Source organism: Sphingobium sp. LMC3-1-1.1 (assembly GCF_040676285.1).
Classification (GTDB): Bacteria; Pseudomonadota; Alphaproteobacteria; order Sphingomonadales; family Sphingomonadaceae; genus Sphingobium.
This window is the reverse complement of sequence record NZ_JBEGHQ010000002.1, coordinates 26097-52703: the sequence shown is the minus strand read 5'-3', so window position 1 is coordinate 52703 and position 26607 is coordinate 26097. Positions and strand designations below refer to the sequence as shown.

Annotated in this window: 29 protein-coding genes and 1 tRNA gene; 12 read left to right on the top strand and 18 right to left on the bottom strand. The window is 65.6% G+C overall.

Features of this window, described 5'->3' with window-relative positions; genetic code table 11:
* Positions 1-62: 62 nt before the first annotated feature.
* Together MRBLMC3_RS06225 and MRBLMC3_RS06220 are read right to left on the bottom strand one after the other, a co-directional pair.
* Positions 63-461 (bottom strand): acyl-CoA thioesterase, encoded by a 399-nt coding sequence (locus MRBLMC3_RS06225; RefSeq protein ID WP_363826759.1) that lies wholly within the window; start codon positions 459-461, stop codon positions 63-65.
* Positions 461-2533: a S9 family peptidase gene (locus MRBLMC3_RS06220; RefSeq protein WP_363826756.1), complete on the bottom strand. Its 2073-nt coding sequence runs from the start codon at positions 2531-2533 to the stop codon at positions 461-463. Before MRBLMC3_RS06220 ends, MRBLMC3_RS06225 begins: the two co-directional genes overlap by 1 nt.
* Before the next feature lie 93 nt (positions 2534-2626).
* On the opposite strand from MRBLMC3_RS06220, the gene MRBLMC3_RS06215 reads away from it, so the two are divergent.
* Positions 2627-4408, top strand: a complete 1782-nt coding sequence (locus MRBLMC3_RS06215) for an aminopeptidase P family protein (RefSeq protein ID WP_363826753.1) — start codon at positions 2627-2629, stop codon at positions 4406-4408.
* A 10-nt stretch (positions 4409-4418) separates the two neighbouring features.
* Here the strand turns inward: MRBLMC3_RS06215 and MRBLMC3_RS06210 are convergent, their stop codons facing one another.
* Complete coding sequence (locus tag MRBLMC3_RS06210) at positions 4419-4553, bottom strand: hypothetical protein (RefSeq protein ID WP_363827028.1); 135 nt, start codon at positions 4551-4553, stop codon at positions 4419-4421.
* A gap of 114 nt (positions 4554-4667) precedes the next feature.
* Between MRBLMC3_RS06210 and MRBLMC3_RS06205 the strand changes: the two genes are divergently transcribed.
* A tRNA-Thr gene (locus MRBLMC3_RS06205) sits at positions 4668-4742 on the top strand.
* A 132-nt stretch (positions 4743-4874) separates the two neighbouring features.
* On the opposite strand, the gene metW is transcribed toward MRBLMC3_RS06205, so the two are convergent.
* A complete protein-coding gene (gene metW / locus MRBLMC3_RS06200) occupies positions 4875-5462 on the bottom strand; it encodes a methionine biosynthesis protein MetW (protein ID WP_133653087.1) in 588 nt (195 codons plus the stop codon).
* A complete protein-coding gene (gene metX / locus MRBLMC3_RS06195; protein WP_363826750.1) occupies positions 5459-6610 on the bottom strand; it encodes a homoserine O-acetyltransferase MetX in 1152 nt (383 codons plus the stop codon). The genes metW and metX overlap by 4 nt, the downstream gene beginning before the upstream one ends.
* Positions 6611-6667: 57 nt before the next feature.
* Between metX and MRBLMC3_RS06190 the strand changes: the two genes are divergently transcribed.
* The 3 genes from MRBLMC3_RS06190 to MRBLMC3_RS06180 all read left to right on the top strand — a co-directional run bounded on the left by MRBLMC3_RS06190 (position 6668) and on the right by MRBLMC3_RS06180 (position 9693).
* Positions 6668-7627, top strand: a complete 960-nt coding sequence (locus tag MRBLMC3_RS06190) for a 2-hydroxyacid dehydrogenase (RefSeq protein ID WP_363826747.1) — start codon at positions 6668-6670, stop codon at positions 7625-7627.
* Between the two features lie 63 nt (positions 7628-7690).
* Positions 7691-8788 (top strand): histidinol-phosphate transaminase, encoded by a 1098-nt coding sequence (gene hisC, locus MRBLMC3_RS06185; protein ID WP_363826744.1) that lies wholly within the window; start codon positions 7691-7693, stop codon positions 8786-8788.
* Positions 8788-9693: a prephenate/arogenate dehydrogenase family protein gene (locus MRBLMC3_RS06180; protein WP_363735732.1), complete on the top strand. Its 906-nt coding sequence runs from the start codon at positions 8788-8790 to the stop codon at positions 9691-9693. The genes hisC and MRBLMC3_RS06180 overlap by 1 nt, the downstream gene beginning before the upstream one ends.
* Positions 9694-9858: 165 nt before the next feature.
* Here MRBLMC3_RS06180 and MRBLMC3_RS06175 read toward each other — a convergent pair whose 3' ends face one another.
* Genes MRBLMC3_RS06175 through ftsE form a run of 4 tightly spaced genes read right to left on the bottom strand, consistent with a single transcriptional unit; the run spans position 9859 to position 12720 of the window.
* Positions 9859-10554: a lysophospholipid acyltransferase family protein gene (locus MRBLMC3_RS06175; RefSeq protein ID WP_363826741.1), complete on the bottom strand. Its 696-nt coding sequence runs from the start codon at positions 10552-10554 to the stop codon at positions 9859-9861.
* 14 nt (positions 10555-10568) lie between these two features.
* A complete protein-coding gene (locus tag MRBLMC3_RS06170; RefSeq protein WP_363735730.1) occupies positions 10569-11099 on the bottom strand; it encodes a YdcF family protein in 531 nt (176 codons plus the stop codon).
* Positions 11096-12010 (bottom strand): cell division protein FtsX, encoded by a 915-nt coding sequence (locus MRBLMC3_RS06165; RefSeq protein ID WP_363826738.1) that lies wholly within the window; start codon positions 12008-12010, stop codon positions 11096-11098. The genes MRBLMC3_RS06170 and MRBLMC3_RS06165 overlap by 4 nt, the downstream gene beginning before the upstream one ends.
* Positions 12010-12720 carry a cell division ATP-binding protein FtsE gene (gene ftsE, locus MRBLMC3_RS06160; protein ID WP_363735727.1) on the bottom strand — a complete coding sequence of 237 codons (711 nt, stop codon included), beginning with the start codon at positions 12718-12720 and terminating at the stop codon, positions 12010-12012. The genes MRBLMC3_RS06165 and ftsE overlap by 1 nt, the downstream gene beginning before the upstream one ends.
* Positions 12721-12901: 181 nt before the next feature.
* On the opposite strand from ftsE, the gene MRBLMC3_RS06155 reads away from it, so the two are divergent.
* Positions 12902-13744, top strand: coding sequence for an MJ0042-type zinc finger domain-containing protein (locus MRBLMC3_RS06155; protein WP_363826735.1), 843 nt, complete (start codon positions 12902-12904; stop codon positions 13742-13744).
* An 82-nt stretch (positions 13745-13826) separates the two neighbouring features.
* Here MRBLMC3_RS06155 and MRBLMC3_RS06150 read toward each other — a convergent pair whose 3' ends face one another.
* The 3 genes from MRBLMC3_RS06150 to MRBLMC3_RS06140 form a co-directional block, all read right to left on the bottom strand.
* Complete coding sequence (locus MRBLMC3_RS06150) at positions 13827-14732, bottom strand: pirin family protein (protein ID WP_363735725.1); 906 nt, start codon at positions 14730-14732, stop codon at positions 13827-13829.
* Positions 14729-15436, bottom strand: a complete 708-nt coding sequence (locus tag MRBLMC3_RS06145) for a glutathione S-transferase (RefSeq protein WP_363735751.1) — start codon at positions 15434-15436, stop codon at positions 14729-14731. Before MRBLMC3_RS06145 ends, MRBLMC3_RS06150 begins: the two co-directional genes overlap by 4 nt.
* Positions 15437-15545: 109 nt before the next feature.
* Entirely contained in the window at positions 15546-15848 is a 303-nt protein-coding gene (locus MRBLMC3_RS06140) for a BolA family protein (protein WP_133653075.1), read from the bottom strand.
* A 44-nt stretch (positions 15849-15892) separates the two neighbouring features.
* Here MRBLMC3_RS06140 and MRBLMC3_RS06135 point away from each other — a divergent pair, with 44 nt between their 5' ends.
* The 5 genes from MRBLMC3_RS06135 (at position 15893) to MRBLMC3_RS06115 (ending at position 20645) form a co-directional block, all read left to right on the top strand.
* Positions 15893-16510 carry a J domain-containing protein gene (locus MRBLMC3_RS06135; protein WP_363826732.1) on the top strand — a complete coding sequence of 206 codons (618 nt, stop codon included), beginning with the start codon at positions 15893-15895 and terminating at the stop codon, positions 16508-16510.
* 170 nt (positions 16511-16680) lie between these two features.
* Positions 16681-17688, top strand: coding sequence for a cobaltochelatase subunit CobS (cobS, locus tag MRBLMC3_RS06130; RefSeq protein ID WP_133653073.1), 1008 nt, complete (start codon positions 16681-16683; stop codon positions 17686-17688).
* A 21-nt stretch (positions 17689-17709) separates the two neighbouring features.
* A complete protein-coding gene (locus MRBLMC3_RS06125) occupies positions 17710-18132 on the top strand; it encodes an OsmC family protein (RefSeq protein ID WP_133653072.1) in 423 nt (140 codons plus the stop codon).
* Between the two features lie 103 nt (positions 18133-18235).
* A complete protein-coding gene (cobT, locus tag MRBLMC3_RS06120) occupies positions 18236-20059 on the top strand; it encodes a cobaltochelatase subunit CobT (RefSeq protein WP_363826729.1) in 1824 nt (607 codons plus the stop codon).
* Positions 20060-20174: 115 nt separating this feature from the next.
* Positions 20175-20645 carry a GreA/GreB family elongation factor gene (locus MRBLMC3_RS06115; protein WP_363753468.1) on the top strand — a complete coding sequence of 157 codons (471 nt, stop codon included), beginning with the start codon at positions 20175-20177 and terminating at the stop codon, positions 20643-20645.
* A gap of 45 nt (positions 20646-20690) precedes the next feature.
* Here MRBLMC3_RS06115 and MRBLMC3_RS06110 read toward each other — a convergent pair whose 3' ends face one another.
* From MRBLMC3_RS06110 to MRBLMC3_RS06100, 3 genes are all read right to left on the bottom strand, one after another.
* Positions 20691-21182: a Dps family protein gene (locus MRBLMC3_RS06110; RefSeq protein WP_133653069.1), complete on the bottom strand. Its 492-nt coding sequence runs from the start codon at positions 21180-21182 to the stop codon at positions 20691-20693.
* Positions 21183-21300: 118 nt separating this feature from the next.
* Positions 21301-21867, bottom strand: a complete 567-nt coding sequence (locus MRBLMC3_RS06105; protein WP_363826725.1) for a TMEM165/GDT1 family protein — start codon at positions 21865-21867, stop codon at positions 21301-21303.
* 8 nt (positions 21868-21875) lie between these two features.
* Positions 21876-22208 carry a hypothetical protein gene (locus MRBLMC3_RS06100; RefSeq protein ID WP_133653067.1) on the bottom strand — a complete coding sequence of 111 codons (333 nt, stop codon included), beginning with the start codon at positions 22206-22208 and terminating at the stop codon, positions 21876-21878.
* A 219-nt stretch (positions 22209-22427) separates the two neighbouring features.
* Between MRBLMC3_RS06100 and rpmG the strand changes: the two genes are divergently transcribed.
* On the top strand, positions 22428-22595 hold the full coding sequence (rpmG, locus tag MRBLMC3_RS06095; RefSeq protein WP_007687342.1) for a 50S ribosomal protein L33: 168 nt from the start codon (positions 22428-22430) through the stop codon (positions 22593-22595).
* A gap of 234 nt (positions 22596-22829) precedes the next feature.
* Here the strand turns inward: rpmG and MRBLMC3_RS06090 are convergent, their stop codons facing one another.
* The 3 genes from MRBLMC3_RS06090 to ruvA all read right to left on the bottom strand — a co-directional run bounded on the left by MRBLMC3_RS06090 (position 22830) and on the right by ruvA (position 26578).
* The gene (locus MRBLMC3_RS06090) at positions 22830-24698 is read right to left on the bottom strand and encodes a PhoX family protein (RefSeq protein ID WP_363826722.1); all 1869 of its coding nucleotides are present in this window, start codon (positions 24696-24698) and stop codon (positions 22830-22832) included.
* Between the two features lie 255 nt (positions 24699-24953).
* Positions 24954-25973, bottom strand: a complete 1020-nt coding sequence (gene ruvB, locus MRBLMC3_RS06085; protein ID WP_133653065.1) for a Holliday junction branch migration DNA helicase RuvB — start codon at positions 25971-25973, stop codon at positions 24954-24956.
* A complete protein-coding gene (gene ruvA / locus MRBLMC3_RS06080; RefSeq protein ID WP_363826719.1) occupies positions 25970-26578 on the bottom strand; it encodes a Holliday junction branch migration protein RuvA in 609 nt (202 codons plus the stop codon). Before ruvA ends, ruvB begins: the two co-directional genes overlap by 4 nt.
* Between the last annotated feature and the right edge of the window lie 29 nt (positions 26579-26607).

The following is a 26607-nucleotide window of genomic DNA, read 5'->3' as shown; positions in this document are numbered from 1 at the left end:
CAAAAGCATAGAGCGATGTCCAAGCGATCGGAACCGGTCGCTGGTTGGGAAATCGCGGAAAACTAGTCCTCGGTAAAGCGGGCCGCGACTTCGGGAGGAACCCGGAGGATGCGGCCCGTCTGCCGGTCGATGATCGCCCAGGTCGACCGGGCCGACACCTTCACCTTGCCGTCAGGGCCCGTGAATTCCATGTACCGGTCGAAGCGCGCGCCGCGCGGGCCTTCTGGAATCCAGGTGCGGACGCTGACCGTTTCACCCTGCTGCACATTGCCGCGATAATCGATCTCATGCCGGGTGACGACCCAGACATAGGCATCCAGATGTTCGGGCGCGGCGTCGCGCGTCCAATGTTCGGTGGCGACCTGCTCCATCCACTGGACCCAGACGGCATTGTTCACATGGCCCAATATGTCGATATGTTCGGGGCCGGCGGTGAATTGAGTGGCGTAGGTGGAAGGCATCAGTCCGCCACGCCCAATTGCCAGAGAATGAAGGCGAATTCCTCCGCCGTTTCGCGGAGGCTTTCGAAGCGGCCCGACTTGCCGCCATGGCCCGCGCCCATATTGGTCTTGAGGATAAGGATATTGTCGTCGCTTTTGGTGGCGCGCAGCTTCGCCACCCATTTGGCGGGTTCCCAATAGGTGACGCGAGGGTCGTTGAGGCCGGCCGTCACCATCAGCGGCGGATAGGCCTGGGCGCTGACATTGCTGTAGGGATCATAGGACAGAATGGTCTCGAACGCCGCCTTGTCCTCGATCGGATTGCCCCATTCGGGCCACTCTCCGGGCGTCAGCGGCAATGTCTCGTCCAGCATGGTGTTGAGCACGTCGACGAAGGGGACATGCGCCACCACGGCGCCCCATAGCGCGGGATCGCTGTTGATCACCGCCCCCATCAGTTCACCGCCCGCAGAGCCACCGGAGATGCTGATCCTGCCCGTCGAGGTATAGCCGCGCTCGATCAGTCCCTTCGCCACGTCCACGAAATCGGTGAACGTGTTGGTCCGCTTTTCGAGCTTTCCATCGAGATACCATTGCTGGCCAAGATCGTCGCCGCCCCGGATATGGGCGAGTGCGAAGGCAAAGCCCCGGTCCAGCAGGGAAAGCCGGCTGGTGGAGAAGCCCGGCTCCATCGCAATGCCATAGGCGCCATAGCCATAGAGGTGGAGCGGCGCGCTGCCGTCGCGCGGAAGGTCTTTCGGATAGACGATGGATACCGGGATCGGCGTGCCGTCGCGGGCCGGGACCATCAGCCGTTCCGTCGCGTAGCGGGTCGCGTCATAGCCCGATGGAATTTCCTGCACCTTCAGCACTTCAAGCTCGCCGGTGGCGAGGTGATAATCATAGATCGTGTCGGGCGTGACCATCGATTCATAGCCGATGCGCAGCCTGGTCACGTCATATTCGGGATTGTCGTCGAGGCTCGCCGAATAGCTGGCTTCCGGAAAGGGAATGCGCCGGGGCGAATGCGTGGCATAGTCGCGCAGCTCGATCTGGTCGAGGCCGTCCTGCCGCCCCTCGGTGACGTAGAAGCCCTTGAACAACGTGAAATCGGTCAGGTAGAAATGCGGGTCGGCACCGATGATCTCTTCCCATTGGCCGGGCGTTTCGAGCGACGCCTTCACCAGCCGGAAATTGGGATGAACGTCGTTGGTGCGGATGTAGAGCGTCCCTTCATGCTCATCGACTTCATATTCGCGGCCGGGCTGGCGCGGCGCGACGAGCAGCGGGGGTGCCGTGGGATTGTCCGCGGGAAGCAGCCAGACCTCGCTGGTGACATGGTCGCCGGTCGCGATCACGATCCATTTTTCCGATGAGGTGAGGCCGACCGAGACGCGGAACCCCTCATCATCCTCATGGAACAGCTCTACATCGCTTTCCACCGGCTGGCCCAGCCAGTGGAGGCGGGTATTGTCGGTGCGCCATTGTTCATTGGCGATGCCGTAGAGCAAGCCCTTGCTGTCGCCGGTCCACACCAGCGAGGACAGGGTATCGGGGATCACCTCCGGCAGGATTTCGCCGGTGAAGAGATCCTTGATCCGCGCCTCGAACCGTTCGGAGCCATCATTGTCGATGGCATAGGCGAGATAGCGGCCGTCCGGGCTGACCGACAGGGCGCCCAGGCGGAAATAATCATGCCCCTCCGCCAGCGCAGGTTCGTCCAGGATGAGCTGATCCTGCGCGCTGTCATCCCCGGCAGCCACCGGCTTGCGATACCATTTGCGATATTGCGCGCCGACCTCGAACGCGCGCCAGTAGATATAGTCGCCGTCTTTCTGTGGGACGGAGCTGTCATCCTCCTTGATGCGGCCCTTCATCTCCTCGAACAGGCGATCGGTCAGCGCCTTGCGCGGCTGCATGGCCGCTTCGAAAAACGCATTCTCCTCCTCCAGATAGGACAGCACATCCCTGTCCGTCACCTCCGGATAGCCGGGGTCGCGCAGCCAGGCATAGGGATCCTCCACCGTGATGCCGTGACGGGTGAAGCTGTGCGGGCGGCGGTCGGCGGAAGGAACTACGGAGGGAGCGGTCATTCAATGTCCTGATCTGGCGAAACTGTGCTGGTCTGCTTATGTTGGCGGCCATAGGCCCTGCGCAAGAGGGCCGACAAGTCCAAGGGAAATTTGATGTCCACTTATGAAGATCGCCTGAAAGCGTTGCGCGCCCAACTGGTGCGCGTGGCGCTGGACGGCTTTGTCGTGCCGCTGACTGACGAGCATATGAGCGAATATGTCGGCGCCTATGCGCAGCGGCTGGCGTGGCTGACGGGCTTTCAGGGTTCTGCCGGAAGCGCCGTGGTGTTGCCGGAGGAAGCCGCGATCTTCGTGGACGGCCGCTACACCTTGCAGGTGCGCGAGCAGGTGGATGGCGCGCATTGGCAATATGAGAGCGTGCCGCAAACCTCCGTCGCGGCGTGGCTGGGCGATCATGCCCCGGTCGGCGGGCGGATCGGTTACGATCCGTGGCTGCACACCCGCGCCTGGGTGAAGGCGGCGGGCGAGGCGCTGGCGGAGCGCGGCGCGGAGCTGGTGGCGGTGGACACCAACCCCGTAGACGCCGTCTGGCCCGATCGCCCTGCCCCCAGCGACGCCAGGCTGGTGGTGCACGAGGACCGCCATGCCGGGCAGTCGGCGGCGGAAAAACGACAGGCCATGGCCGACTGGCTCGTCACCCGGCATGCCGACGCCGTGGTTCTGTCCGCGCTCGATTCCCTCGCCTGGACGTTCAACATTCGCGGCAAGGATGTGGAACGGACGCCGGTCGCGCTCGCCTATGCCATCGTCCATGCGGATGCGACGGCGGACCTGTATGTTGCGCCGGAGAAGATGGACGAAGCGGTGGCGAAGCATCTGGGCAATGCGGTGCGCGTGCATGATCGCTCGGCCTTCGCCGATGCGCTGGCGGGCTTTGCCGGCAAGACGGTCGCTGCCGATCCCGAACGCGCGGTCGCCGCCATATTCGAGGCGCTGGAGGCCGGCGGCGCGCATATTTTGGCACTGCGCGATCCGGCGGTGCTGCCCAAGGCGGTCAAGAACCCCATCGAGATCGCGGGCCACAAGGCGGCGCAGGCGCGGGACGGGGCGGCCTTGTCGCGCTTCCTGCACTGGATCGCGGCCGAGGCGCCGGGGGGCGGTGTCGACGAACTGGGCGCGGCGGCCCGGCTGGAGGCGTTCCGCAAGGAGACCGGGCTGCTGGAGGACCTGTCCTTCGACACCATTTCCGGCGCCGGGCCGAATGGCGCGGTGGTGCATTACCGCGTGGAGGAGAAGACGAACCGGCCGATCGAGAGCGGCAGTTTCTACCTGGTCGATTCCGGCGGGCAATATCGCGACGGCACGACCGACGTGACCCGCACCATCGCCATCGGCACGCCGACGCAGGAAATGAAGCGGCGCTTCACGCTGGTGCTGAAGGGGCATATCGCCCTGGCCCGCGCGCAGTTCCCGAAGGGGACGCGCGGCGGGCAGCTCGACGTGCTGGCGCGCCAGTTCCTCTGGGCGGAAGGGCTGGATTATGCCCATGGCACCGGCCATGGCGTGGGCAGCTTCCTGTCGGTGCATGAAGGACCGCAGCGGATCGCGACATTCGGCGGCGGTGACGAGGCGCTTCAGGCGGGGATGATCCTTTCCAACGAGCCGGGTTATTACAAGACCGGCGAATATGGCATCCGCATCGAAAATCTGGTGCTGGTCGAACCCCGTGACGTGCCAGGCGCGGAGCGGGAGATGCTGGGGTTCGAGACGCTGACCTTCGCGCCGATCGACCGGAACGCGATCGCAACCGAACTGCTGACCGACGAGGAGCGTGCCTGGCTGGACGGCTATCACGCCCAGGTATGGGAGGTCGTCGGGCCGCAACTGGACGGCGCGGCGCTCGATTGGCTGAAGGCGGCCTGTGCACCGCTGTAGCAGTGCCGATCTACTCCCCCGCGTCGTCCGGGCGCGGGGGGGCTGGCGTGTCGCGCGATTCGCGGGACTGGGCCTTGCGGCGACGCAGATTGTCCCGCAACGCCTGCGCCAATCGCTCTTTCCGTTGGTCCTGACCGTTTGTCATGGCCCGCCCATAATCAAATTGCATCTTCTGCCGCAAGCCGCCTTGACATGGCGCAAGGAGGGAGCCATAGGCCCGGCTCCGCTGGCGCTATAAGCCGGATGGAACCGAAATAGTGCTGCCGTAGCTCAGTGGTAGAGCGCATCCTTGGTAAGGCTGAGGTCGTGAGTTCAATCCTCACCGGCAGCACCATTTTTCCCGCATATCCTTGATTTACGCCGCCCCGGCTTGGCGTTTTTTCGCCGCGCTTGTGGCGGTGGATCGTCAGCCATTGCGGGTGGGCAGCGGCCGCAGCCCTGTCGCTGCACGAGGATTTCCGCGCCCTCAACGCCTCAGCAGGAACACGGCATGCTCCGCCAACAGATTGGCATTGGCATGGGTGGTCTCACGATCCCCTTTCAGAAACCATTGGCCGTCTATCGACCAGCCGCGATCCTTTACCAGGGCGCGGAAATCATCGACCGTGACATGGTGGATGTTGAGCGTGTCATACCATGTGTCGGGCAGCAGGCGCGTCACCGGCATGCGGCCGCCCCAGAACAGCGACAGCCGGCCGCGCCAATGGGCGAAATTGGGGAAGGAAACAAAGGCCTGCCTGCCGATGCGCAGCAGTTCCTCCACCACCCGGTCCGGGCGGCGGGTGGTCTGCAGCGTCTGGCTGAGGATCGCATAGTCGAAGCTCGCTTCGGGATAATAGGCAAGGTCGGTGTCGGCATCCCCCTGAACGACCGACAGGCCCCGGCCGACGGCTGCGGCGACATTGTGCGGATCGATTTCCAGGCCCCGGGCATCGACCTGCTTGGTGTCGCGCAGCGCCGCCATCAACGCGCCGTCGCCACAGCCCACGTCCAGTACCCTGGCGCCAGGGGTGACAGTGCGGGCGATCAGGGCAAGGTCGGGGCGCAGGCTCATGCCCGGCCGCCCTTCAGGAAGCCGTCCACCACACGGTTCAGTTCCGGGCATTCCAGCAGGAAGGCGTCATGGCCGAAGGGACTGGAGAGTTCGACGAAGCTGGCCTGCGCGCCGCCGGCGTTGAGGGCGTGGACGATCAGGCGGGATTCCGCCGTGGGATAGAGCCAGTCCGTATCGAAGCTGACCAGGCAGAAACGCGCCCTGGATGGGGCAAAGGCCCTGGCGAGGCTGCCGCCATGATCCTCCGCTATGTCATAATAGTCCATGGCCCGGGTGATGTAGAGATAGCTGTTGGCGTCGAACCGCTCGACGAAGCTCAATCCCTGATGCCGGAGATAGGATTCCACCTGGAAATCGGCATCGAAGCCGAAGGTCTTGGCCCCGTTCGGGTTTTCCGGGCGCCCCTGCAAACGCCGTCCGAATTTCTCGGTAAGGCCAGCTTCGGAAAGATAGGTGATGTGCGCCGCCATGCGCGCCACCGCCAGCCCTGCGCTGGGGATCAAACCGCCCGCATAATAATCGCCGCCGCGCCAGTGGGGGTCGGCCATGATCGCCTGCCGGCCGACTTCGTGAAAGGCGATGTTCTGGGCGCTGTGCCGCGCCGTGGAGGCGATGACGATGCAGCTTTCCACGCGGTCCGGACAGAGGGTGGGCCAACTCAGCGCCTGCATGCCCCCCATCGAGCCGCCAATGACGGCATGGAGCCGGTCGACGCCCAGATGATCGAGCAACATCGCCTGGGCGCGGACCATGTCCGCTATGGTGATCACCGGAAAGCGCATCGCATAGGGATCGCCGGTGACGGGATCCACGCTGGCCGGCCCGCTGGACCCCATGCAACTGCCGATCACATTGGCGCAGACGATGAAATGACGGGCGGGATCGACGGGCTTCCCCTCCCCCACCAGCCGCCACCACCAGCCGGGCTTGCCCGTGACGGGATGTTCCGACGCGACATATTGGTCGCCGGTCAGCGCGTGGCAGATGAGGATGACGTTGGACCGGTCCGCATTCATCCGCCCATAGGTTTCATAGGCGATGTCCACCGGGCCCAGCGCCGCGCCGCTGTCCAGCCGCAGCGGGCCGGGCAGGCGCGCCTGCCGCCGCAGGCCGAAACGGTTGTCATCGGGAAGGGACGCGCTGGCCATATCCGTTCGGGCTAGGACCGGGGCCGGGCTCTGTCAATCGGCCCTTCCTTCGCCTAGATGACCGGAATGACCGACCGTCCCGCCATCCCCATCGTCACCTATGGCCCGCTCTATCCCTATCTGGACGATGCGCTGGCGCGGCGTTTCGCGGTCCACGCCCTTCCCGCGAATGCCGATCCCGCCACGTTGCCCCCGCAGGTGCGGGAGGCGCGGGCGCTGGTATCCTTCGGATCGGTCGGCGCCTCCGCCGCGATCATGGACGCGCTGCCGAAGCTGGAGATGATCGGGCTGTTTTCGGTGGGCTATGACAAGGTCGATATCGATCATGCGCGGGCCGGGGGCATCCGCGTCACCAATACGCCGGACGTGCTGACCGATGACGTGGCCGACCTGGCGGTGGGCCTGCTCTACGCGACGGTGCGCAACATCGCGGCCAATGACCGGATGGTGCGGGCCGGAGATTGGGCGCGGGGCAACAGGCCTCCGCTTGCCGGGCGGTTGACGGGGCGGAGGATCGGAATTCTCGGGCTGGGGCGGATCGGGCGGGCCATCGCCCGGCGGCTGGAGCCGGTGGCCGGGGAAATCCTGTATCACAATCGGCGGGCGGCAGCGGACAGCCGCTATCGCTATGTGGCCGATCCGCTCGACCTTGCGCGGCAGAGCGACGTGATCATCGTCGCGACATCGGGCGGGCCGGAAGCGCAAGGGCTGGTGGGCGCGGCTATGCTGAACGCGCTGGGACCGGAGGGCGTGATCGTCAATATCAGCCGGGGCAGCGTGATCGATGAGGGTGCGCTGGTGGCGGCGCTGGCGGAAAGGCGGATCGCGGGAGCGGGTCTCGACGTGTTCGCGGACGAGCCGCATGTGCCGGAGGCCCTGTTCGCCATGGATCATGTGGTGCTGCAACCGCATCAGGGCAGCGCGACGGTCGAGACGCGCAAGGCGATGGCCGACCTGGTGCTGGCCAATCTGGACGCCTGGGCGGCCGGCGAGCCCCTGCTGACCCCGGTCGTATAAAGCGGCGCGGAAGGGACATCCAAGCGCTTTGCGTTTCGCCTCGATGACGCTAAAGCGCGGCGCATGACAAAGCCCGCCCCCAAAGACTGGATCCTTGGCATTTCGCCCTATGTCCCCGGCAAGTCGGCCGCCGATGACGGACGCCCGCTGGCGAAGCTGTCGGCCAATGAGAATCCCTTGGGCACCGGGGAAGCGGCGCGAGCCGCGATGGTCGCGGCGACGGCGGATCTGGCGACCTATCCCGATCCGGCCGCAACCGGGCTGCGCGAGGCGATCGCGGCGGCGCATGGACTGGACCCCGTGCGCGTGATTTACGGCACCGGATCGGACGAGCTGCTGCACATCGCGGCCAGCGCCTATGCCGGGCCGGGGGATGAGATCCTGTACGTCCGCTATGGTTTTTCGGTGTACGACATCGCCGCGCGGCGCGTCGGGGCGACGCCCGTCATCGCAGCGGATGCCGACTATGCGACCGACGTGGACGCGCTGCTCGCGGCGGTGACGGAAAAGACCAAGGTCGTCTTCCTCGCCAATCCCAACAATCCCACCGGGACCATGACGTCGCGGGAGGAGATTGCGCGACTGCACGCCAGCCTGCGGCCCGACATATTGTTCGTGCTGGATCAGGCCTATGCCGAATATCTGGATGCCGAGGAGGATGATGGCGGGCTGGAACTGGCCAGGACCGCATCCAATGTGTTCGTGACGCGCACCTTCTCGAAAATTCATGGCCTGGCGGCCGAACGCATCGGCTGGGGCTATGCCAGCGCCGAGGTGATCGACGTGCTGCATCGCATCCGGGCGCCGTTCAACGTGACGACGGCGGGGCAGGCCGCGGCGGTGGCGGCGATCCAGGACACGGCCTGGATCGAGGCGAGCCGGGTGCACAACCGGAAATGGCGCGAATGGCTGGCGGCGGAAGTGGCCTCGCTGTCCAACCATGGGCTGCGCGCCGTGCCCAGCAAGGCGAATTTCCTGCTGATCCTGTTCGATGGACGGCTGACGGCCGAGGCGGCGATGAAGGGGCTTTGGGACGAAGGCTTCGCCACCCGCTGGCTGCCTGGACAGGGGCTGCCCAACGGCCTGCGCATCACCATCGGCTCCGAGGATCAGATGCGCAGGGTTGCGGACAGGCTGCGCGCCATGGCGGAAACCGCCTGATGCTGCCCTTCGCGCGGGTCACGATCATCGGGCTGGGGCTGATCGGCTCGTCGCTGGCGCGGGCGATCCGCGAAACCATGCCGACCGTGCGCGTGACCGGCTATGATGCCGATGCAGGCGTGCGGGAGATTGCGCGGGCCATCGATCTGGCCGACGACGTCACCGATACCGCCGGCGCTTCGGTGACGGACGCCGATCTGGTCGTGCTGTGCGTGCCGGTCCGGGCCATGGGCGCGGCGGCGGCGGAAATTGCCGAAGACCTGCCTGCCGATGCGATCATCAGCGATGTCGGTTCCTGCAAGGCCGACGTGCTGGCGCAGTTGAATGCGGCGCTGCCCGGGCGCAGGGTGGTCCCCGCGCATCCCGTGGCGGGGACCGAGAATAGCGGGCCAGAGGCGGGCTTTGCCTCGCTGTTCCAGGGCCGCTGGTGCATCGTGACGCCACCTGCCGACGCCGATCCAGTGGCGGTGGAGCGGGTGTCCGAACTGTGGCGGCGCGTCGGTGCCGACGTGGAGACGATGGACCCGGCGCATCATGATCTGGTGCTGGCGGTGACCAGCCATTTGCCGCACCTCATCGCCTATACCATCGTCGGCACGGCCAGCGATCTGGAGGACGTGACCCAGTCGGAGGTCATCAAATATTCCGCTGGCGGTTTTCGCGACTTCACGCGTATCGCCGCATCGGATCCGACCATGTGGCGCGACGTGTTCCTGGCGAACAAGGATGCGGTGCTGGAAATGCTCCAGCGTTTTTCGGAGGATTTGTCGGCCTTGCAGCGGGCGATCCGCTGGAATGACGGGGATGCGCTGTTCAACCTGTTCACCCGCACGCGCGCGATCCGGCGGTCGATCATCGAGCAGGGGCAGGACGATCCCAAACCCGATTTCGGGCGGCGTCATTAGAGCGGGTTTCGATCTGATTAAATCAGATCGCCGCTCTGGATTCCTTGTTTTCCGCGATTTCTTAACCAGCGATCGGTTCCGATCGCTTGGAAATCGCTCTAAATGCAGCAGCGTGTTCCGCGCAACCTGTGAACTTGGCTCCTGCCTTCGCAGGGGCACGGCAGGTTATGACGGCCTGTTCAACGCATTGATCGCCGCATGTACCAGGGCTTCCGCCTCGCGCCGGTCGAGGCCGGGGGGAACGATCTCGCCCACCCTGTAGGTTATGGTCCCTGCGCGCTTCATGAACTTGCCGCGCGGCGAGACGCGGCCGCTGTCCACCGCGACGGGTACCACCGGCAGGCCGAGCAGCGCATAGAGCCCGGCAAAACCAGCGCGCAGCGGTGGGCTTTCGCCATGAGGCACACGGGTGCCCTCCGGAAAGAGGCAGACGGCCCGGCCCTCCCCCGTGGCAGCCCTGGCCGCGGCGCGCAGGGCGCGCAGCGCGCTGGCCCCGGCGGTGCGTTCGATGGGGATCAGGCCGTAGCGCCGGGCGATGCCGCCCCAGAGCGGAATGTCGAACAGTTCGCGCTTCGCAGCGATGGCGGGACGATCCAGCAGGCAAAGCAGGTCGATCGTCTCGAACATCGATTCATGCTTGACGATATAGAGATAGGGACCGTTCTCCAGCCTTCCTTCGACCCGCACCTTCTGCCCGAGCAGCCAGTATGCGCAACGGCGATGAAAGCGGCTCCACGCAGTCGCGACCCGAGGAATCGAGCGCGGAGCGACCAGGTTGGACGCCATCGCCGCAAGGACGAACAGCAGCGATCCCGGATAGAAGATCAGCATGAAGGCAAGGGAGCGCAGCGCGGTCAGCATTCCGGGTAAGCCATTCAGATACCGATGAGCGCCGCCGCCCGGCGAAGCAGATATTTATTATATTCCCGCGCCAGCATGGTGAGGCTGGGGCGGCTGGGCACGGCGTCGTAGACGAGCGTGACCCGTTCCGGCAACGCCTGCCGCAGTTCAAGCGCGGAACGTCGCATGTGCCAGTCGGTGGTGATGAGGCGCACCGTCTTGAAATCCCGCCGCTCCAGCCAGTGCGCGGTCTCTATGGCATTGGAACGCGTGTCGATGGCTTCGCGGCCAAGCGTGATGCAACAGGAAAAGAGGCGTTCAGGCACCTTATATTGCGCAGCCAGTTCCACCGGGCGGACCGAGCGATCGACGCCGGAGATCAGCATCCGCTTGGCCGCGCCGTCCTGAAGCAGCGAAAGGCCGCGATTGATGCGCCCGGCCCCGCCGGTGAGCACGACGATCGCATCGGTCTGGCGACCGTCCAGCGGCTGCGGCAGGAAGATCGCGAACCAGGCAAAGCCCAGCATCCACCCCAGCAGGGTGACGGCGATGAAGCGGACGATCACAGCAGCCGCCCCAACGACCGCAGCACTGTCCAGCGCGCCGCGATCCGCGCCAGCAGCACGCAACCCATGGGTATAGCGGCCAGTACGGCCCAGCTGGTCCAGGGTAGCTGGACGGCGCTCAACAGTTCCGATCCGGTAGCCAGCAGCCGCGCGCCGAGCAGCAGGATCACCAGCAATGCGCATGTAAAGCCGAGCGCGCCGCCGAACAGCGCGTCCAGTCCGATACGGCGCTGAAACAGCCGGGCGATCTGCACATCGGTCGCGCCCATGAGGTGCAGGACGTCGATGGTGCCGCGATGGCTGTCATGCGCGGCGCGCGCGGCAAGGACGACCACAGCGCCGGTCGCCAGCGTCATCAGCACGACGATGCCCGCCGCCAGCCAGCCCAGCGCGGAAAGCAGGCCCGCGAGCGGCGCGAGGAAAGCGGCATGGGGTTCGATGCGGGCCTTGGGCGACAGGTTGTGGAGCTGGCGGCGAAGGCGCTCCACCTTCGCGTCCGCCTGGCCCGGCGTGAGTTCGATGTCGATCAGCGCCGGTATCGGCAGGTCGCCGCTTGCCGCATCCTGCCCCAGCCAGGGGCGAATCTGCTCTGCCAGCGCGGCGGGCGGGACCGGACGGACGGTGCGGACGGTCGCGTCCTTGCGCAGTGCGGCGGCAATGCCCGCACTGAGGCGTTCGCGCTGTTCGGCATTGGCTTCCACGATCTGCACCGTCGCGCGGCCGGCGAGGTCGGCGCCCATCGCCTTCACCGCCGCGCCCAGGCCAAGACCGGCGGCCGCCGACAGCACCGTCAGGAACATCATGATGGCGATGATCCAGGGCATGGGGCCAGCCACCCGCCCCTCCGGCAGCAGCCGATGGCGCGCGGCGGCGGCGGCCCGACGATTGCCCAGAGTGCCGGTGGACGCCATCAGCCGGCCACCTGCGGCCGGGGCGGGTAGCGCAGCGATCCGGTCGGGTCGGACAGGCGGCCCTTGTCCAGCTTCATCATCTGCGCGCTTCCCACCTGAGCGATGAGCGGCAGGTCGTGCGTGGCGACGACGATGGTGGTGCCGAGCCGGTTGAGCGCTTCGAACAGGGTCATGAGGCGGCGGGCCATGTCGGCGTCGACGTTGCCGGTCGGCTCATCCGCCACCAATATCTCCGGGCGGCCGATCACCGCGCGGGCGATGGCGACGCGCTGCTGCTCGCCACCTGAGAGGGTGGCGGGGCGCGCCTGGCCGCGATCGCCCAGGCCCACCCAGTTCAGCATTTCGCTGACGGGCAGGTCGATCTCGCTCTCTTCCATGCCGGCAACGCGTAGCGGCAGGGCGATATTGTCGTATACGGACAGATGCGGGACCAGCCGGAAATCCTGGAACACCACGCCAATGCGGCGGCGGAACCCCGGCAGGCGCTTGCGGGGCAGCGTCACCACATCCTCGCCGAACAGACGGATGACGCCACGGCTGGGCCGCTGGGCGAGGTAGAGGAGCTTCAGCAGCGATGTCTTGCCCGCGCCCGACGCGCCGGTCAGGAAGTAGAAACCGCCGCCGGCCAGGGAGAAGCTGACGTCGGACAGCGTCTCGCTATCCAGACCATAGCGCAGGCCGACATTTTCGAACTGGACAATGGCCGACATGCGTCAATTTCGGCGCCCGCGCGCTCCCTGCTTCCCCGAGCATATAGCCATGGCACAGTGGACGGGCGGCCGTAAAGCCCATCCGGAAGGCGAGCCAGCCTGTTCCCGCGAGTCGCGCACGATGGAGACGGCATGTTTGAAGCCGCTTGCCCTCGAATCCAACTCGTGCCTATGAAGCAACATGATCCTGGTGTGTCCCAATTGCGCCACGCGCTATATCGTGCCGGACAGCGCCGTCGGCCCGAACGGCCGCCAGGTTCGCTGCGCCGCCTGCAAGCATAGCTGGTTCCAGGAAGGCGCCGCGCTCGCTCCACGGGAAGAAGCGATGGCGACGGCAGGCATAGCGGAAGCTGCGCCGCCTCCTCGTCCCGCACCACCACCTCCTCCGCCGCCCCCGCCAGCACCTCCTCCGCCACCTCCACCTGTCGAGGAACCCTCAGCTCCAGCGGTCGAGGCCGTCGCAGCGGCCGAGGAGCCCGAGCCGCTCGCCGCCGCGCCAGAGGAAACCAGGCCGGATTACCGGTTTGACGATGTCTATGGCCGCGCCCAGGCGGAAGCGCATGACGACTGGGCCGAACCTGTGCCCGCCGCCACGAAGCCGCGGCGCAACCGGCTGAAGATCTGGACCTATGCGGCGATCGCCTTCTGCCTGGCCGTCGGCGCGGCGGGCGGCGCGCTGTGGTATTTCGGCACGCCTGGCTGGGCGGTCAATCTGGGCCTGGTGCCGGAGGAAGGCGATCCGGACCTGCTCTTCTATCTCTCCAAGCCCGCCGAGCGGCGCAAGCTGCCCACCGGAGAGGAATATTTCGCCTTTGGCGCCCGGATCGTGAACAGCGGCAAGCAGGTTCTGCCGGTGCCGCCAGTGCTGGTGCAATTGCGCGACCGGCAGAACCGGCTGGTGTTCAGTTGGACCACCAAGGCGGACCGGACCCGGCTGAAACCGGGCGAAGAAGCGTCGATCAACGAAAGCCGGATCGACATTCCGAAAAATGCCGAAAATCTGTCGCTGACTTTCGTCCAGTAACGGGCAGAAAAGCCGCTATCCAGGCACGGCTTGCTCCTGCCATGGTAGAAGCAAGCCGCGCATTATCGGGCCAAGTCGCCGTTCAGGGATAGCTCACCGTCTTCGGCCTTCCCTGCGGAATCGGGATGAATTCCTGATCGTCGCCGGGGATCAGCGGGAAGCGCATGGCTTCCCAATCCTCCCGCGCCTGCATCAGGCGATCGGTCGAGGATGCCACGAAATTCCACCAGACATGGCGCGGCGTCCGGAACGCCTCGCCGCCGCACAGCACCACCCGGCCGCCGTCGACGCTCATCAATGTCGCGCGGATGCCAGGCCGCAGGACGTAGAGCATCTGCGGCTGGAGCATGACTCCGTCCAGCGCCGCATCGCCGCCCGAAACATAGATGGCCCGCTCCTCCGCAGCGGCGTCGATCGGGACCGAACCGCCAGGAGAGAGCTGGATATCGGCATAGATGGTGCTGGCATAGGTGGTCACGGGCGAGGTGGCGCCCCACAGGCTGCCCATGATCACGCGCGCCCGCGCCCCGGCGCCATCGATGACGGGCAAGCCGCCCTCGCCGACATGTTCGAAGGCCGGGTCCATTTCCTCATAACGGTCGGGAAGCGCCAGCCAGGTCTGGATGGCGGACAGTTTCGACAGCTTCGCGCGATCCTCGTCCGGCGACCGCTCGCTGTGGACGATGCCCTTGCCCGCCGTCATCAGGTTGACCGCGCCCGGCTCGATCAGCTGCTCCGTGCCCAGGGAATCGCGATGGAGGAAGCTGCCCTCATACATGTAGGTGACGGTGGCCAGGTTGATGTGCGGGTGCGGGCGAACATCCACGCCCTGTCCCGCCTCTATCCGGGCCGGTCCGGCCTGGTCGAAGAAGATGAAGGGGCCGACCATGGTGCGATCCTTGACCGGCAGGGAGCGATGGACGCGGAAATCGCCCAGATTATGGGTGGTGGGCGTGATCGTCTGTATGATCGGATCGGTCGGGATCATGCTGCGTCCAGTTCGGGATAATGGCGGAAGATATCTTCATTAGTGAACGGCAGGCGCCGTTCGCTCGCCAGATAGTCCTGCAATTCGGGCAGCGCCGCAACCCGGTCATGCAGATCGGCAAGGCGCGGAAAGGACGGCATCAGCGTCGCCATGCGCAACGGAAAGGCATGGCGCAGCCCGGCGACCAGATGGAACAGCGACAGATCGGCATAGCTCCAGCGCCGGGCAGCCAGCCAGTCACCGGGCTCGGCGCTCAGCGCATGTTCGAAATAGGTGAGGAATTTGGGGATGCGGCTGGCGCGAAAGCCATGGGCGGCGCGAAGCGCTTCGGCCTTCTGTTCCTCATAATAGAGGCCGGGGCCGAGCGGATGGTGCACGTCATGCGCCTCCGCCACCATGTCCATGACGGTAAGCTGCACCTGCGCCAGCCAATAGCGGGGCCTGAGACCTTCGGGGCCGCATTCATGCCGCTCGGCCAGGTAAAAGAGGATGTTGGCGGTTTGCGCCACGGTGCGGCCATCCGCGACCAGATAGGGCGGGGCGAAGGCCGGACCGGCGTCATGGCGTTCCATATCGGCCATCATCGCGCCGTCCCCATCGATGCGGGCGCAGTCGCGATAGGCAATGCCGCACGCCTCCAGCGTCAGCCGCACGAACTCGCCGCGGCCCGCTATGGTGGACCAGTACCAGAAATCATAGGCCATACGTCGCGCCTCCAGCCCCTTGCTCTCACGAAATGCCGGCGGTCAGAGGTTCATCCGGCCGGAAATCGCTTTGGGAACGGCCGCACAACGCGCGAGAGGCGCCATGGTGTCATTCGCCCGGCGCGCGCGCCTTGATCGCCAGGGCATGAACCTTTTCGCGCAGCAGATCGGCCAGCGCGGCATTGACCAGCCGCTGGCGGGCCACGCGGTTCTGGCCAGTGAAGCGGTCGGAAACGATCTCCACGGTGAAGTGGCTTTCCCCCGATCCATCATGCCCGGCGTGCCCGCGATGCTTCTCGCTGTCGTCGATCACGGCGAGCCGTTCGGGATTGAGGGCGGCCTGCAGCCGGGCTTCGATTTCGGTGGCCACTGGTCCTTGCGGCGTGGAGGGGTCTTTCAGAATCTCGGTCATCGCCCCTATATAGGCCCTTTGCTCCCCGTTGCATCAGGACAATCTTGGCTGGCGATTCCTTCTCGACCCGACGTTTCAACCGTTTCCATGGCCGCGTGGAAAGCGACCGCCCCTGTGCGGCGCCCGGCTGCGATGAACCGGGGGAATTTCGCGCGCCCCCCGTGGAGGGAGGCCGGTCGCACGAGGAAGGCCCGCGCTGGCGCTGGCTGTGCCTCGACCATGTGCGGGAATTCAACCAGGGCTATAATTTCTTCACCGGCATGAGCCCGGAGGAGATCGCCGCCGCCCAGCGCCCCTATGCGGGATGGGAAAGGGAAACCCGGGCCTTTTCCTCCAACGCTGCCAGCCCGCCGCCCCGATGGTCGGACTTCCAGGATCCGCTGGACGCCATCGGCGCCAAGTTCAGGGAGCGGGTGGCGAAGGCCCGGGCCGACAGCCAGATGCGGCAGGACGGCAAGTTCCTGTCGCGGGACGACCGCAAGGCGCTGGAGGTGATGGGGCTGCCCATCGATGCCGACCGCAGGGCGCTGCGGCAGCGCTATACCGAATTGCTGCGGCGCTTTCATCCCGACCATAATGGTGGCGACCGCAGCCATGAGGCATCGCTGCAGGGGGTGATCGAGGCCTATCAGCTCCTGCGCAAGGCGGAGGCCTTTGCCTGAGCCGCGTCGCACAGCCCATCGTCCCCTCCCCCCGCCGGCGCTGATCGGGCAGGGGGCCAATTTGGCCGAATGGGCTGCTTGATCCCGGCCTGCTAAAGCCCCACTCTATCGACATGCCCGTCCCCTATGGCTAGGGCTGTGCCGACCAGACCGTTCAAAGAGATTAGAAGATGACCGACATCCCGAACGTCCAACCCGATACCCGCGCCGAAACGCTGTTGGCATCGCCCGACCGCGAAGTGGATGCGCGCGAAGTGTTCGGCATCGATGTCGACATGAAGATACCCGCCTTTTCGGAAGCCGATGAGCGGGTGCCCGATCTCGACCCCGCCTATGTGTTCGATCCGGATACCACGCTCGCGATCCTGGCGGGCTTTGCCTATAACCGTCGCGTGATGGTGCAGGGCTATCACGGCACCGGCAAGTCCAGCCATATCGAGCAGGTCGCGGCGCGGCTGCGCTGGCCGTGCATCCGCATCAATCTGGACGCGCATATCAGCCGCATCGACCTGGTCGGGCGCGACGCCATCGTCCTGAAGGAAGGGCAGCAAGTCACCGAATTTCGCGAAGGGCTGCTCCCCTGGGCCCTGCAACGGCCGGTCGCGCTGGTGTTCGACGAATATGACGCCGGCCGTCCGGACGTGATGTTCGTGATCCAGCGCGTGCTGGAAACCGACGGCAAGATGACGCTGCTCGACCAGAATCGCGTCATCCGGCCCAATCCCTGGTTCCGCCTGTTCGCGACCGCCAATACCGTGGGTCTGGGCGACACGACCGGCCTTTATCACGGCACGCAGCAGATCAACCAGGGCCAGATGGACCGTTGGAACCTGGTCGTGGCGCTCAACTACCTGCCCGCCGCGACCGAGGCGCAGGTGGTGCTGGCCAAGTCCGGCGAATATGACCATGAGGGCGGCCGCAAGGAAGTCGAGAACATGATCAAGGTGGCGGAGCTGACCCGCCAGGGCTTCATCAACGGCGACATCTCGACCGTCATGTCGCCGCGCACTGTGATAAGCTGGGCGCAGAACGCCCTGATCTTCAAGAATATCGGCTTCGCCTTCCGCCTGTCCTTCCTCAACAAATGCGATGAGGCGGAGCGGCCGCTGGTGGCCGAATATTATCAGCGCGTCTTCGGCAAGGACCTGCCCGAAAGCGTCGCCCACCGGGCGGCCTGAGCGCGCAGGGAGGAACGAGCCATGATCGTCGTCGAACGGATCGATCCATCGGGCGGCACCGCCCACCGGATCAGCATCCGCGGCCATGAGCTGATCGCGGACATGTCGGCGCCCGACGGCCATGACGCCGGACCCGACCCGCATGACCTGTATGATTCGGCGCTGGGCGCCTGCAAGGCGATGACCATGCTCTGGTATGCGCAACGCAACGGCATTCCGGTGGAGGACATCCACGTCGGCGTGGTGCGCGACGCAAGCCGGGAACGGGAGGGCGTCTACAGGCTGACCACGCGCATCGCCCTGTCCGGTCCGCTCACCGCCGACCAGCATGACAGGCTGATCGCCGTGGCCGCGAAATGCCCTTTGCACAAGCTGATGAGCGAGGTGGAGACTGAGATCGAGACCATCGCGGTGCCCTATGTCGGAGAGGGCGAGCGGCCATGAACGCCGCCGCCCGTACGAACGCGCTCCGTGCCCCGCGGGATGAAGGGCATCGCTGCCTGAACGGTTGCCTTCACCCTGCGTCGGGCGGGATGCTGCTGGACACATGACCGACCGTTCGCTCCTCGACGCCTTCAAGGATGTGCTGTCCGGCGCAGCGCGATCGATTGCGCGCGACGCGGAGGTGGAGGTCAGCTTCACCGCCGACACGCCTCATATGGCGGGCAAGGCGATCAAGGTGCCGACTCCTGGACGCAACCTTCCCGCTGATCAGGTGGCGCTGGCGCGGGGCTTTGCCGACGCCAATGCGCTGCGGCTGCGGCATCACAATGCCCGGATCCACAACGCGGCCGCGCCCGCCGACGCGACCGCGCGGGCCGTCTATGATGCGGTGGAGCAGGCGCGGGTCGAGGCGATCGGTTCGCGGGCGATGGAAGGGGTTCGGGCGAACCTGAACCATGCGCTGGACCTGCGCCTGAAATCCGACCCGATCCGGCGGGCACGTTCGTCCGAGGAAGTGCCCCTGTCGACGGCGCTGGCGCTCAAGGTGCGCGAACGGCTGACCGGACAGGCCACGCCCAGGGACGTGCAGGCGGGCCTGGCGATGATCGACCAGTGGATCGAGGAAAAGGCGGGCGCTGATCTCGACGCTTTGGCCATGGCCATTGACGACCAGCGCGCCTTCCAGAAGCTGACCACCGCCATGCTGGAGCATCTCGCGCTTGTCGACGAAGACATGCCGCCCGAGACTGATGATTCCGAGACGCCGGACGAGGGCGAGGACGAGGAGCAGCAACAGGACGAGAGCGACAGCGGCGAGGACGAGGCCGGCGACAGCGACGCCTTTGCCGAGACGCGCGCCGAGGATCAGGGCGGGGAAAGCCAGAACGGCGAAACCGAATATAGCGATCAGTTCGATCCCGGCAGCGAGGATGGCGCGGAGGATATGGGCGAGGACGGCATGATGCCTGTTCGCTCGAACCGGCCGATGGGCGACCTGCCGCCGGGCTTCGACTACAAGGCTTATACACTGCTGCATGACGAGGTGGTGACCGCAACGGACCTGTGCGACGAGGATGAATTGCTGCGCCTGCGCGGCTTCCTGGACCAGCAGCTCGTCAGCCTGCAGGGCGCGGTGACGAAACTGGCCAATCGGCTGCAGCGCCGGCTGATGGCGCAGCAGTCGCGGAGCTGGGACTTCGACCAGGAAGAGGGGCTGCTCGACGCGGCGCGGCTGGCGCGGATCGTGATCGATCCGACACGATCGCTGTCCTACAAGATCGAGCGGGATATCGAGTTCCGCGATACCGTCGTCACGCTGCTGATCGACAATTCCGGGTCCATGCGCGGCCGGCCGATTTCCATCGCCGCGATCAGCGCCGATATCATGGCGCGCACGCTGGAACGCTGCGGCGTGAAGACGGAGATACTGGGCTTCACCACCCGCGCCTGGAAGGGCGGGCAGAGCCGGGAGGACTGGCTGGCGGCCGGACGTCCCCCGATGCCGGGGCGTTTGAACGACCTGCGCCACATCATCTACAAGAAGGCGGACGAACCCTGGCGCCGGGCGCGCAAGAATCTCGGCCTGATGATGCGGGAGGGGTTGCTCAAGGAGAATATCGACGGCGAGGCGCTGCTCTGGGCGCATGGCCGGCTGCTGGCGCGGAACGAGGAACGCCGCATATTGATGGTGATCTCCGACGGCGCGCCTGTCGATGATTCCACCCTGTCGGTGAACAGCGGCACCTATCTGGAACGCCATTTGCGGCAGGTGATCGAATGGATCGAGAACCGCTCGCCCGTTCAGCTCGTGGCGATCGGCATCGGCCATGACGTGACCCGCTATTATCGCCGCGCAGTGACCATCATGGATGCCGAACAGCTTGGCGGCACCATGGTGGAACAGCTCGCGGCGCTGTTCGACGATTAGAAGCCCTGCTTGTCCGGGCTTTGGCGCTGTCGCAACCCGGACCTTCCCCTTGAAAAGAAGAGCGCCGGTTTCGACCTCGTGATGGCGCGGACAGGCGTTTTGACAGGAGAGTGCAATGAGTGTCGCCTTTCGTCGCGAGAGTGACGAGGAGCATCTGGAGCCCACTTTCGAACTTCCGCTGCCGCCCGGTCCCAATTGGGTGACGGCGCGCGGCCTGCGGCTGACGCGGGAGAAGGTGGAAGCGCTGGAGGCGGTGGAAATGGATGGCATGGCCGAAGATGAGGCCAAGAAGCTGAAGCGCGAGTTGCGATACTGGCGGACCCGGCTTGCCACCGCGGAGGTGCGGCCGATCCCGGACGGGGAGGCGGTCGCCTTCGGCAGCCGCGTGACCTACAGCTTGAACGGCAAGGAAAGGCAGATCTGCATCGTCGGCGATGATGAAGCGGATCCCGCCGAAGGGCGCATCGCCTTTTCCGCGCCGCTCGCCCGCGCGATGATGGATGCGGAGGGTGGCGAGAGCGTGGATTTCGGTGGAAGGGCCGCTGCGCTCACCATCGTGGCGATAGAGCCGATCATCGAGGATTGATCCAACGAAAAAGCCCTCCAGTCGCGGCTGGAGGGCTTTGTTCCATCAGGCGTTGCGGCCGGCCTCGAACAGGAACCAGGCGCGTTCCTCCGCCTCGTCCGTCCAATCGTCGATAATGCCTTCCGTCGCATTGTCGCCCGCTTCGGTGGCTGCGGCCTTGGCGGCGCGCAGGGCCTCCACCAGCTTCAGATTGTCCTCCCGCAACTCGTTCAGCATGTCGCCGGGGCTGACATAATCGGCGTCATTGTCGGCAAGGGACTGGTGACGCGAAATGTCGCCTATGGAACGCAGCGTCGTGTTCCCGGTCTTGCGCACGCGTTCGGCGATCAGATCGGTGGTGGCCAGGATCTGCGTCGCCTGCTCGTCGAACATCAGATGATAGTCGCGGAAATGGGGACCGGACACGTGCCAGTGGAAATTCTTGGTCTTGAAATACAGCGCATAACTGTCCGCGAGCACGCCGTTCAGCGCCTCTGCGACCGTTTTCGTGGCATTGCTGCGCAAATCTGTCGGAGTCTTGAGATCGGGGGCTGTCATGCTTGGCTCCTGCTAAGGGACTTGGTTTCGGACATATAATGATCTGTGCCCGATATGGTGCCATGACAAAACAGGGAACTCCGCCAAAAAAGCCGTTCAGTCTGATGCATTCCGTCGATCAGGCGAGGTGCAGCGCCGACACCGCCGCCGCCATCCCCGCGAGCAGCACCAGCACGGCGCCGCCAAGCCGAATGGCGCGAAGCGGCAGCGCGTCGAACGCCGGGCCGCGCAGCAGGAGGACGGGAACAGTCGCGGCGATGATGCCGATCGCCCCGCCCGTTGCGGCCAGCACCGGATCGGCGGTGCGCACGGCGATTCCCAGGATCAGGAATTGCGCGCCGTCCCCGAAGCCGAGGATGAAGAGACCAAGCGCACTGGTGAGAAAGGGCCCAAGCCGCCAGTTCGCCAGGGGGTCAGGCCGCTTCGTCGGCCAGAACATCCCGACCGCCAGGAAGATCAAAGCCAGCGCCAGGAACAGCAACCGCCCGTCCGTCCCCAGCATCGGCGCGATAAAGGCGCCCGCCGCCGCGCCGATCGCCGCATTGGCGAAAGCCGCCGCCACGATCCCCGCGATCACCGCTCCATCGCGCTGGAACCGTTCGGCCAGGGCCAGGGCCAGCAACTGCCCCTTGTCGCCGGTTTCGGCCAACAGACAGCCGAGCAGCGCGATCAGCAATGCATCCATTCAGCCGGTCAGACGGTCAGCCGCGTGCCAGGCCCCGCCGCCGGCCTGGCGGCGACAGGCATCGCTATCACCTCCGCATCGGGCATTTCGGCCGCGATCGCGTCGCGCATCAGGTCGAGATAGGACATGACGACAGGCCCGGCGCCTTGCAGCGACAGCGCCGACTGCAATGTGCCGGCCAGGCCTTCGACATTGTCGAGGTGGAAGGCGCGGGCAATATGGCGTATCCGGTCAATCTCGTCCCGCAGGCGCGCCAAGGAGATATGCCCCCGTTCGCCCGCGAGCGCGTCCACCCGCCGCAGCAGATCGGCAAGAATGGCCAGCATCGGATCATGTCGCATGGAGAAGACTCCCCCGTCCTGTAACTCCGACTCCACCGATAGACCCGAGCCGGTTAAGGCCGCGTAAAGTGTAGCATGGCCGCCGCATTTCGGCCACGAGCCTTGACACCGATCCGAATCTGCCTCATGGGGCACCGCTGAAACGGGGCGGTCCCTTGCTCGCAAGAGATTTGGGGCCGCTCTTCTTTTTCACGATATTCACGACCAGGGACTAAGGCCATGGCCAAGCCAGCAACCGTCAAGATTCGCCTCGTCAGCTCGGCTGACACCGGATTCTTCTACGTGACCAAGAAGAATCCGCGTACCAAGACCGAGAAGCTGAGCTTCCGGAAATATGACCCCGTCGTGCGCAAGCATGTCGAGTTCAAGGAAGCCAAGATCAAGTGATCGCGCAGGTGGCTGACGCCACCTGACACCATTCGGATTCGCGGCGTATATAGCCCGAACGAAGAGGCCCGTTCCTAAGGGAACGGGCCTTTCCTTGTTTCCCAGCCGTGCTCAAGGCGAGGTCGGCTTGCCATCCTCCGCAGGGCCGGGAGGGGTCGGCAAGGACGACTTTCTGGCGCCGGAGCGCAGGAAGCCGTCCCTTGCCGGCGAACAGGGCCGGGCCGGCGCCAAGGCTCAGTTTCCGACCGGCTGACCGTCTGTACGGCGCACCACTATCGTCGAGGAACGCGGCTGCTGCCCCGACACCGGCCAGTTGCCCGTGGGATGCTGGATATTGATGAAGAAGTTCCGAAGGTCCGGCGTATAGGCGATGCCGGTGATCTCGCAGCCCGTGGGACCGACCAGGAAGCGCTTGGACGCCTTGCTGGTCTGGTCGACATGGTACATCGAATTGTTGCCAAAGGCCTGCGTCATGTTCACCGCCGTGCCGTTCAACGTACCGGCGTTGCCCGTGAGGTTGTGGTCGGTCTGAACCCACAGGCGGCCCTGCGGATCGATGCGAAGGCCATCGGGACTGGAGAAATAATCGCCGTTGATGTTCCCCTTCAGATTCGCTTCGGCAAGGTTGGGATTGCCCGCCAGCAGGAAAATTTCCCAGGTGAAGCCGGTTGCGAGCGGTGAATCGCCATTTTCGCGGAACTTCAGGATGTGGCCGTGCAGGTTGGTCACGCGCGGATTGGGATTGTCGGTGACGCGGCGACCGCTGTTGTTGGTCAGCGTGACGAAGATCGCCTGATGATTCGGCGCGACCGTGATCCATTCCGGCCGGTCCATCAGCGTACCGCCGGCGACGCGGGCGGCCGACTGGGCGTTGATGAGCACATCGGCCGTGCTGTTGAAGCTGACGGTGGTGGGGGTGGGCGGCGTGGTCGACTGGCTGACGTTGCCGGGATCGGTGGCGTTGGCGACCAGGCCGTTCTGGCCCTGCACCAGCGCCCGCCACTCCCCCGTGCCGTCCGCATTGAAGCGCGCCACATAGAGCGTGCCGTAATCGAGCAGGTCGACGTTCGATGCGCGATTGCTGGTGCTGTAGGCGCGATCGGGCACGAACTTGTAGATGCAGCCCGGCGTCGAATCGTCGCCCATATAGAAGGCGACGCGATTGTTGGCGTCATTCAGATAGGCGGTGTTCTCATGGGAGAATCGGCCCATGGCGGTGCGCTTGGTCGGCGCGGCCAGTTCCTGATAGGGATCGATCTCCACGACCCAGCCGTAATTGTTGCTGGGCTGCGTGGGATCCAGATAATTATTGGTCGTCTCTTCGCAGGTCAGATAGGTGCCCCAGGGCGTGCGGCCCGAGGAACAGTTGTTGAGCGTACCGCGAATGGTCGAGGACAGCAGGCCCGCAGCCGGTCCGCCAACGCGATAATCGGTGTTGCCGCTATAGCGCTTGTTGAAGCGCGATCCCGCCTTGACGGCGAACTTGCCGTCCGTGCCCTTGGCGATTTCCACCACCGAAACGCCGACGGCCGACAGGGCGAGCGCCTTCTGGTCCGCGGTGGCGGTGGCGGCGTTATAGGTGCCGCTGGCGAAGAGGATATTGTAATCCGGCAGTTCATGGTTGATCGCCAGCAGGCCGCCGCTGTTGGGATCGACGCCCGACAGGTCGAAAAACTCCATGCCGTCATGATTGCCGCCCGCCCACAAATTGGTCTGGCTCGCGCTGCCGGGGATGCTGCCGGGGGCATAGGGGGTGCCAGGCTCCACCGAATCGCCCGCCTTCAGCAACACATCGACAGTGTAGCCGGCAGGAACGGTGACCGTGTCGTTGCTGTTGATCGCGACCGACGCGAAGGCGATGGCATAGCTGGGCGCCGGGGTCGGCGGGGGAAGGGGGGCGGGCGAGCCGGAGGCTTCGTCGTCGCCGCATGCCGTCAGCGCGCCCAGCATCGGCAGCATGGAAAGGCCCAGCAGGCCGTTCTTCAGCACGGTGCGGCGCGCCGGATTGGCGGCGACGATCGATTCCAGGCTGTCTTCGCCCGCGGTGATCTTTGGCTGCGCATCGCGAAAGGCCGCGCGCGCCTCGTCGGTCAGATGAGACATGGATGAATACCCCTGTGCATAATCCGGGCTGTCGGCTGGAGGCCGCGCCGGTGGCGACCGGGGCATGGCAGAGGCAAATGACGGCATGGCTGCAAAAAGGAGACGGATCGGTGAAAGCGGCATGACCGGGCGGTGACATTGCCGATCGATGGGAAGCCGACCACGGGCCGCCGCGATGAATGGCCTGCCCTCCCGCGAATATGCGTATGGATCATTTGGCGATCGGCGGCCGGTCGGTCCGGCCGTCGGCCGATTTCAATCGAACAGCCCATCCTGAAGATGGGAGGGGGGATTGAGGCCCAGATGCTTCCAGCCCGGACCATTGAGGCAGCGACCCCGCGCCGTACGGGCAATCAGGCCAAGCTGGATGAGATAGGGTTCGATCACTTCCTCGATCGTGTCGCGCGCTTCGGAAAGACCGGCCGCCAGCGTTTCGACCCCCACCGGGCCGCCGCGATAAATGTCCGCGATCATGGTCAGGTAACGGCGGTCCATCAGGTCGAGACCGAGATAGTCGACCTCCAGCCGCGTCAGTGCGGCGTCGGCCACCTTGGCGTCCACGGCCGCTGCCGCCGCCACATTCGCGAAGTCGCGCACCCGCCGCAGCAGTCGCCCCGCGATGCGCGGCGTGCCCCGCGAGCGCCGGGCGATCTCCACCGCACCGTCCGGGGTTATGGCCAGGTCCAGCAGCCGCGCGGCGCGGCGCACCACCAGCTCCAGTTCGTCCACTGTATAGAATTGCAGCCGCACCGGAATGCCGAAGCGGTCGCGCAGGGGTGTCGTCAACAGGCCCTGCCGCGTGGTCGCACCGACCAGGGTGAAGGGCGGCAGGTCGATCCGCACCGATCGGGCGGACGGCCCCTCGCCGATCATCAGGTCGAGCGCCCGGTCCTCCATCGCAGGATAGAGCACTTCCTCGACCGCGGGGTTGAGCCGGTGAATCTCATCGACGAAGAGGACGTCGCCCTCATCCAGATTGGTGAGCAGCGCGGCGAGATCGCCTGACTTGGCGATGACCGGGCCTGATGTCGCGCGGAAACCCACACCCATTTCGCGGGCGACGATCTGCGCCAGCGTCGTCTTGCCAAGGCCGGGGGGACCGAAGAAGAGCACATGGTCCAGCGCTTCGCCCCGTCCCCTGGCGGCTTCGATGAAGATGCGCAGATTTTCCCGTGCCGCCTGCTGCCCGATAAATTCACCCAAGGACTTGGGACGCAGCGCGGCATCCGCATCCTCGACACGGCGCGTGGAGGAGATCAGGCGGTCCTCGCTCATTTCGCCGCTTTCCGGAGCGCCAGGCGGACCAGCGCATCCAGCGACGCGTCCTCACCCAATTCCTCCTCGGCAGCGGCGACGGCGCTGCTGGCTTCGGCGGGTTTGAAACCCAGATTCTGCAACGCCGAAATCGCGTCGGCGCCGTGGCCGCCGGTGGGCAGGGCCGTAAAGCCGCCACCGGCCGCGCCGGCTGGTGCGGGTACGGCGCCGATCTTGTCCTTCAACTCATTGACGATGCGCTGGGCAAGCTTGGGGCCGACGCCATTGGCGCGCGCGACCATCGCCTTGTCGCCCGTGGCCACTGCGCGGTGCAGCTCCGCCGGTTCCAGGGCCGACAATATGGCCAGCGCCACGCGGGATCCCACGCCCTGCACGCCGGTCAGCAGGCGGAACCAGTCGCGTTCCTCGGCTCGGGCGAAACCGACCAGGCGGATGGCATCGTCCGACACAAGCATTTCGGTATGGATCGTCACCGCTTCGCCCACAGGCCCCAGCGCGGAGAGCGTGCGGGACGAGGCGCCAACCAGATAGCCGACCCCGCCCACGTCGATGATGGCATGGTCCAGGCCCGTGCTGTCCAGCCGTCCTTTCAGTTTAGCGATCATGCGCCCCGCCCTTTGGTCATGATCTGTTC

Excerpts from the sequence above, each read along its gene's own strand:
- cobT (WP_363826729.1), top strand. The coding sequence starts at position 18,236 with ATGACCGACCGTTCGCTCCTCGACGCCTTCAAGGATGTGCTGTCCGGC.
- MRBLMC3_RS06125 (WP_133653072.1), top strand. The coding sequence starts at position 17,710 with ATGATCGTCGTCGAACGGATCGATCCATCGGGCGGCACCGCCCACCGG.
- MRBLMC3_RS06175 (WP_363826741.1), bottom strand. The coding sequence starts at position 10,554 with ATGCTGACCGCGCTGCGCTCCCTTGCCTTCATGCTGATCTTCTATCCG.
- MRBLMC3_RS06225 (WP_363826759.1), bottom strand. The coding sequence starts at position 461 with ATGCCTTCCACCTACGCCACTCAATTCACCGCCGGCCCCGAACATATC.
- MRBLMC3_RS06190 (WP_363826747.1), top strand. The coding sequence starts at position 6,668 with ATGACCGGAATGACCGACCGTCCCGCCATCCCCATCGTCACCTATGGC.
- hisC (WP_363826744.1), top strand. The coding sequence starts at position 7,691 with ATGACAAAGCCCGCCCCCAAAGACTGGATCCTTGGCATTTCGCCCTAT.
- MRBLMC3_RS06105 (WP_363826725.1), bottom strand. The coding sequence starts at position 21,867 with ATGGATGCATTGCTGATCGCGCTGCTCGGCTGTCTGTTGGCCGAAACC.
- MRBLMC3_RS06090 (WP_363826722.1), bottom strand. The coding sequence starts at position 24,698 with ATGTCTCATCTGACCGACGAGGCGCGCGCGGCCTTTCGCGATGCGCAG.
- MRBLMC3_RS06180 (WP_363735732.1), top strand. The coding sequence starts at position 8,788 with ATGCTGCCCTTCGCGCGGGTCACGATCATCGGGCTGGGGCTGATCGGC.
- MRBLMC3_RS06155 (WP_363826735.1), top strand. The coding sequence starts at position 12,902 with ATGATCCTGGTGTGTCCCAATTGCGCCACGCGCTATATCGTGCCGGAC.
- MRBLMC3_RS06140 (WP_133653075.1), bottom strand. The coding sequence starts at position 15,848 with ATGACCGAGATTCTGAAAGACCCCTCCACGCCGCAAGGACCAGTGGCC.
- MRBLMC3_RS06110 (WP_133653069.1), bottom strand. The coding sequence starts at position 21,182 with ATGACAGCCCCCGATCTCAAGACTCCGACAGATTTGCGCAGCAATGCC.
- rpmG (WP_007687342.1), top strand. The coding sequence starts at position 22,428 with ATGGCCAAGCCAGCAACCGTCAAGATTCGCCTCGTCAGCTCGGCTGAC.
- MRBLMC3_RS06220 (WP_363826756.1), bottom strand. The coding sequence starts at position 2,533 with ATGACCGCTCCCTCCGTAGTTCCTTCCGCCGACCGCCGCCCGCACAGC.
- MRBLMC3_RS06145 (WP_363735751.1), bottom strand. The coding sequence starts at position 15,436 with ATGGCCTATGATTTCTGGTACTGGTCCACCATAGCGGGCCGCGGCGAG.
- ftsE (WP_363735727.1), bottom strand. The coding sequence starts at position 12,720 with ATGTCGGCCATTGTCCAGTTCGAAAATGTCGGCCTGCGCTATGGTCTG.
- ruvA (WP_363826719.1), bottom strand. The coding sequence starts at position 26,578 with ATGATCGCTAAACTGAAAGGACGGCTGGACAGCACGGGCCTGGACCAT.
- MRBLMC3_RS06165 (WP_363826738.1), bottom strand. The coding sequence starts at position 12,010 with ATGGCGTCCACCGGCACTCTGGGCAATCGTCGGGCCGCCGCCGCCGCG.
- ruvB (WP_133653065.1), bottom strand. The coding sequence starts at position 25,973 with ATGAGCGAGGACCGCCTGATCTCCTCCACGCGCCGTGTCGAGGATGCG.
- metX (WP_363826750.1), bottom strand. The coding sequence starts at position 6,610 with ATGGCCAGCGCGTCCCTTCCCGATGACAACCGTTTCGGCCTGCGGCGG.
- MRBLMC3_RS06100 (WP_133653067.1), bottom strand. The coding sequence starts at position 22,208 with ATGCGACATGATCCGATGCTGGCCATTCTTGCCGATCTGCTGCGGCGG.
- MRBLMC3_RS06210 (WP_363827028.1), bottom strand. The coding sequence starts at position 4,553 with ATGACAAACGGTCAGGACCAACGGAAAGAGCGATTGGCGCAGGCGTTG.
- MRBLMC3_RS06115 (WP_363753468.1), top strand. The coding sequence starts at position 20,175 with ATGAGTGTCGCCTTTCGTCGCGAGAGTGACGAGGAGCATCTGGAGCCC.
- MRBLMC3_RS06215 (WP_363826753.1), top strand. The coding sequence starts at position 2,627 with ATGTCCACTTATGAAGATCGCCTGAAAGCGTTGCGCGCCCAACTGGTG.
- MRBLMC3_RS06150 (WP_363735725.1), bottom strand. The coding sequence starts at position 14,732 with ATGATCCCGACCGATCCGATCATACAGACGATCACGCCCACCACCCAT.
- cobS (WP_133653073.1), top strand. The coding sequence starts at position 16,681 with ATGACCGACATCCCGAACGTCCAACCCGATACCCGCGCCGAAACGCTG.
- metW (WP_133653087.1), bottom strand. The coding sequence starts at position 5,462 with ATGAGCCTGCGCCCCGACCTTGCCCTGATCGCCCGCACTGTCACCCCT.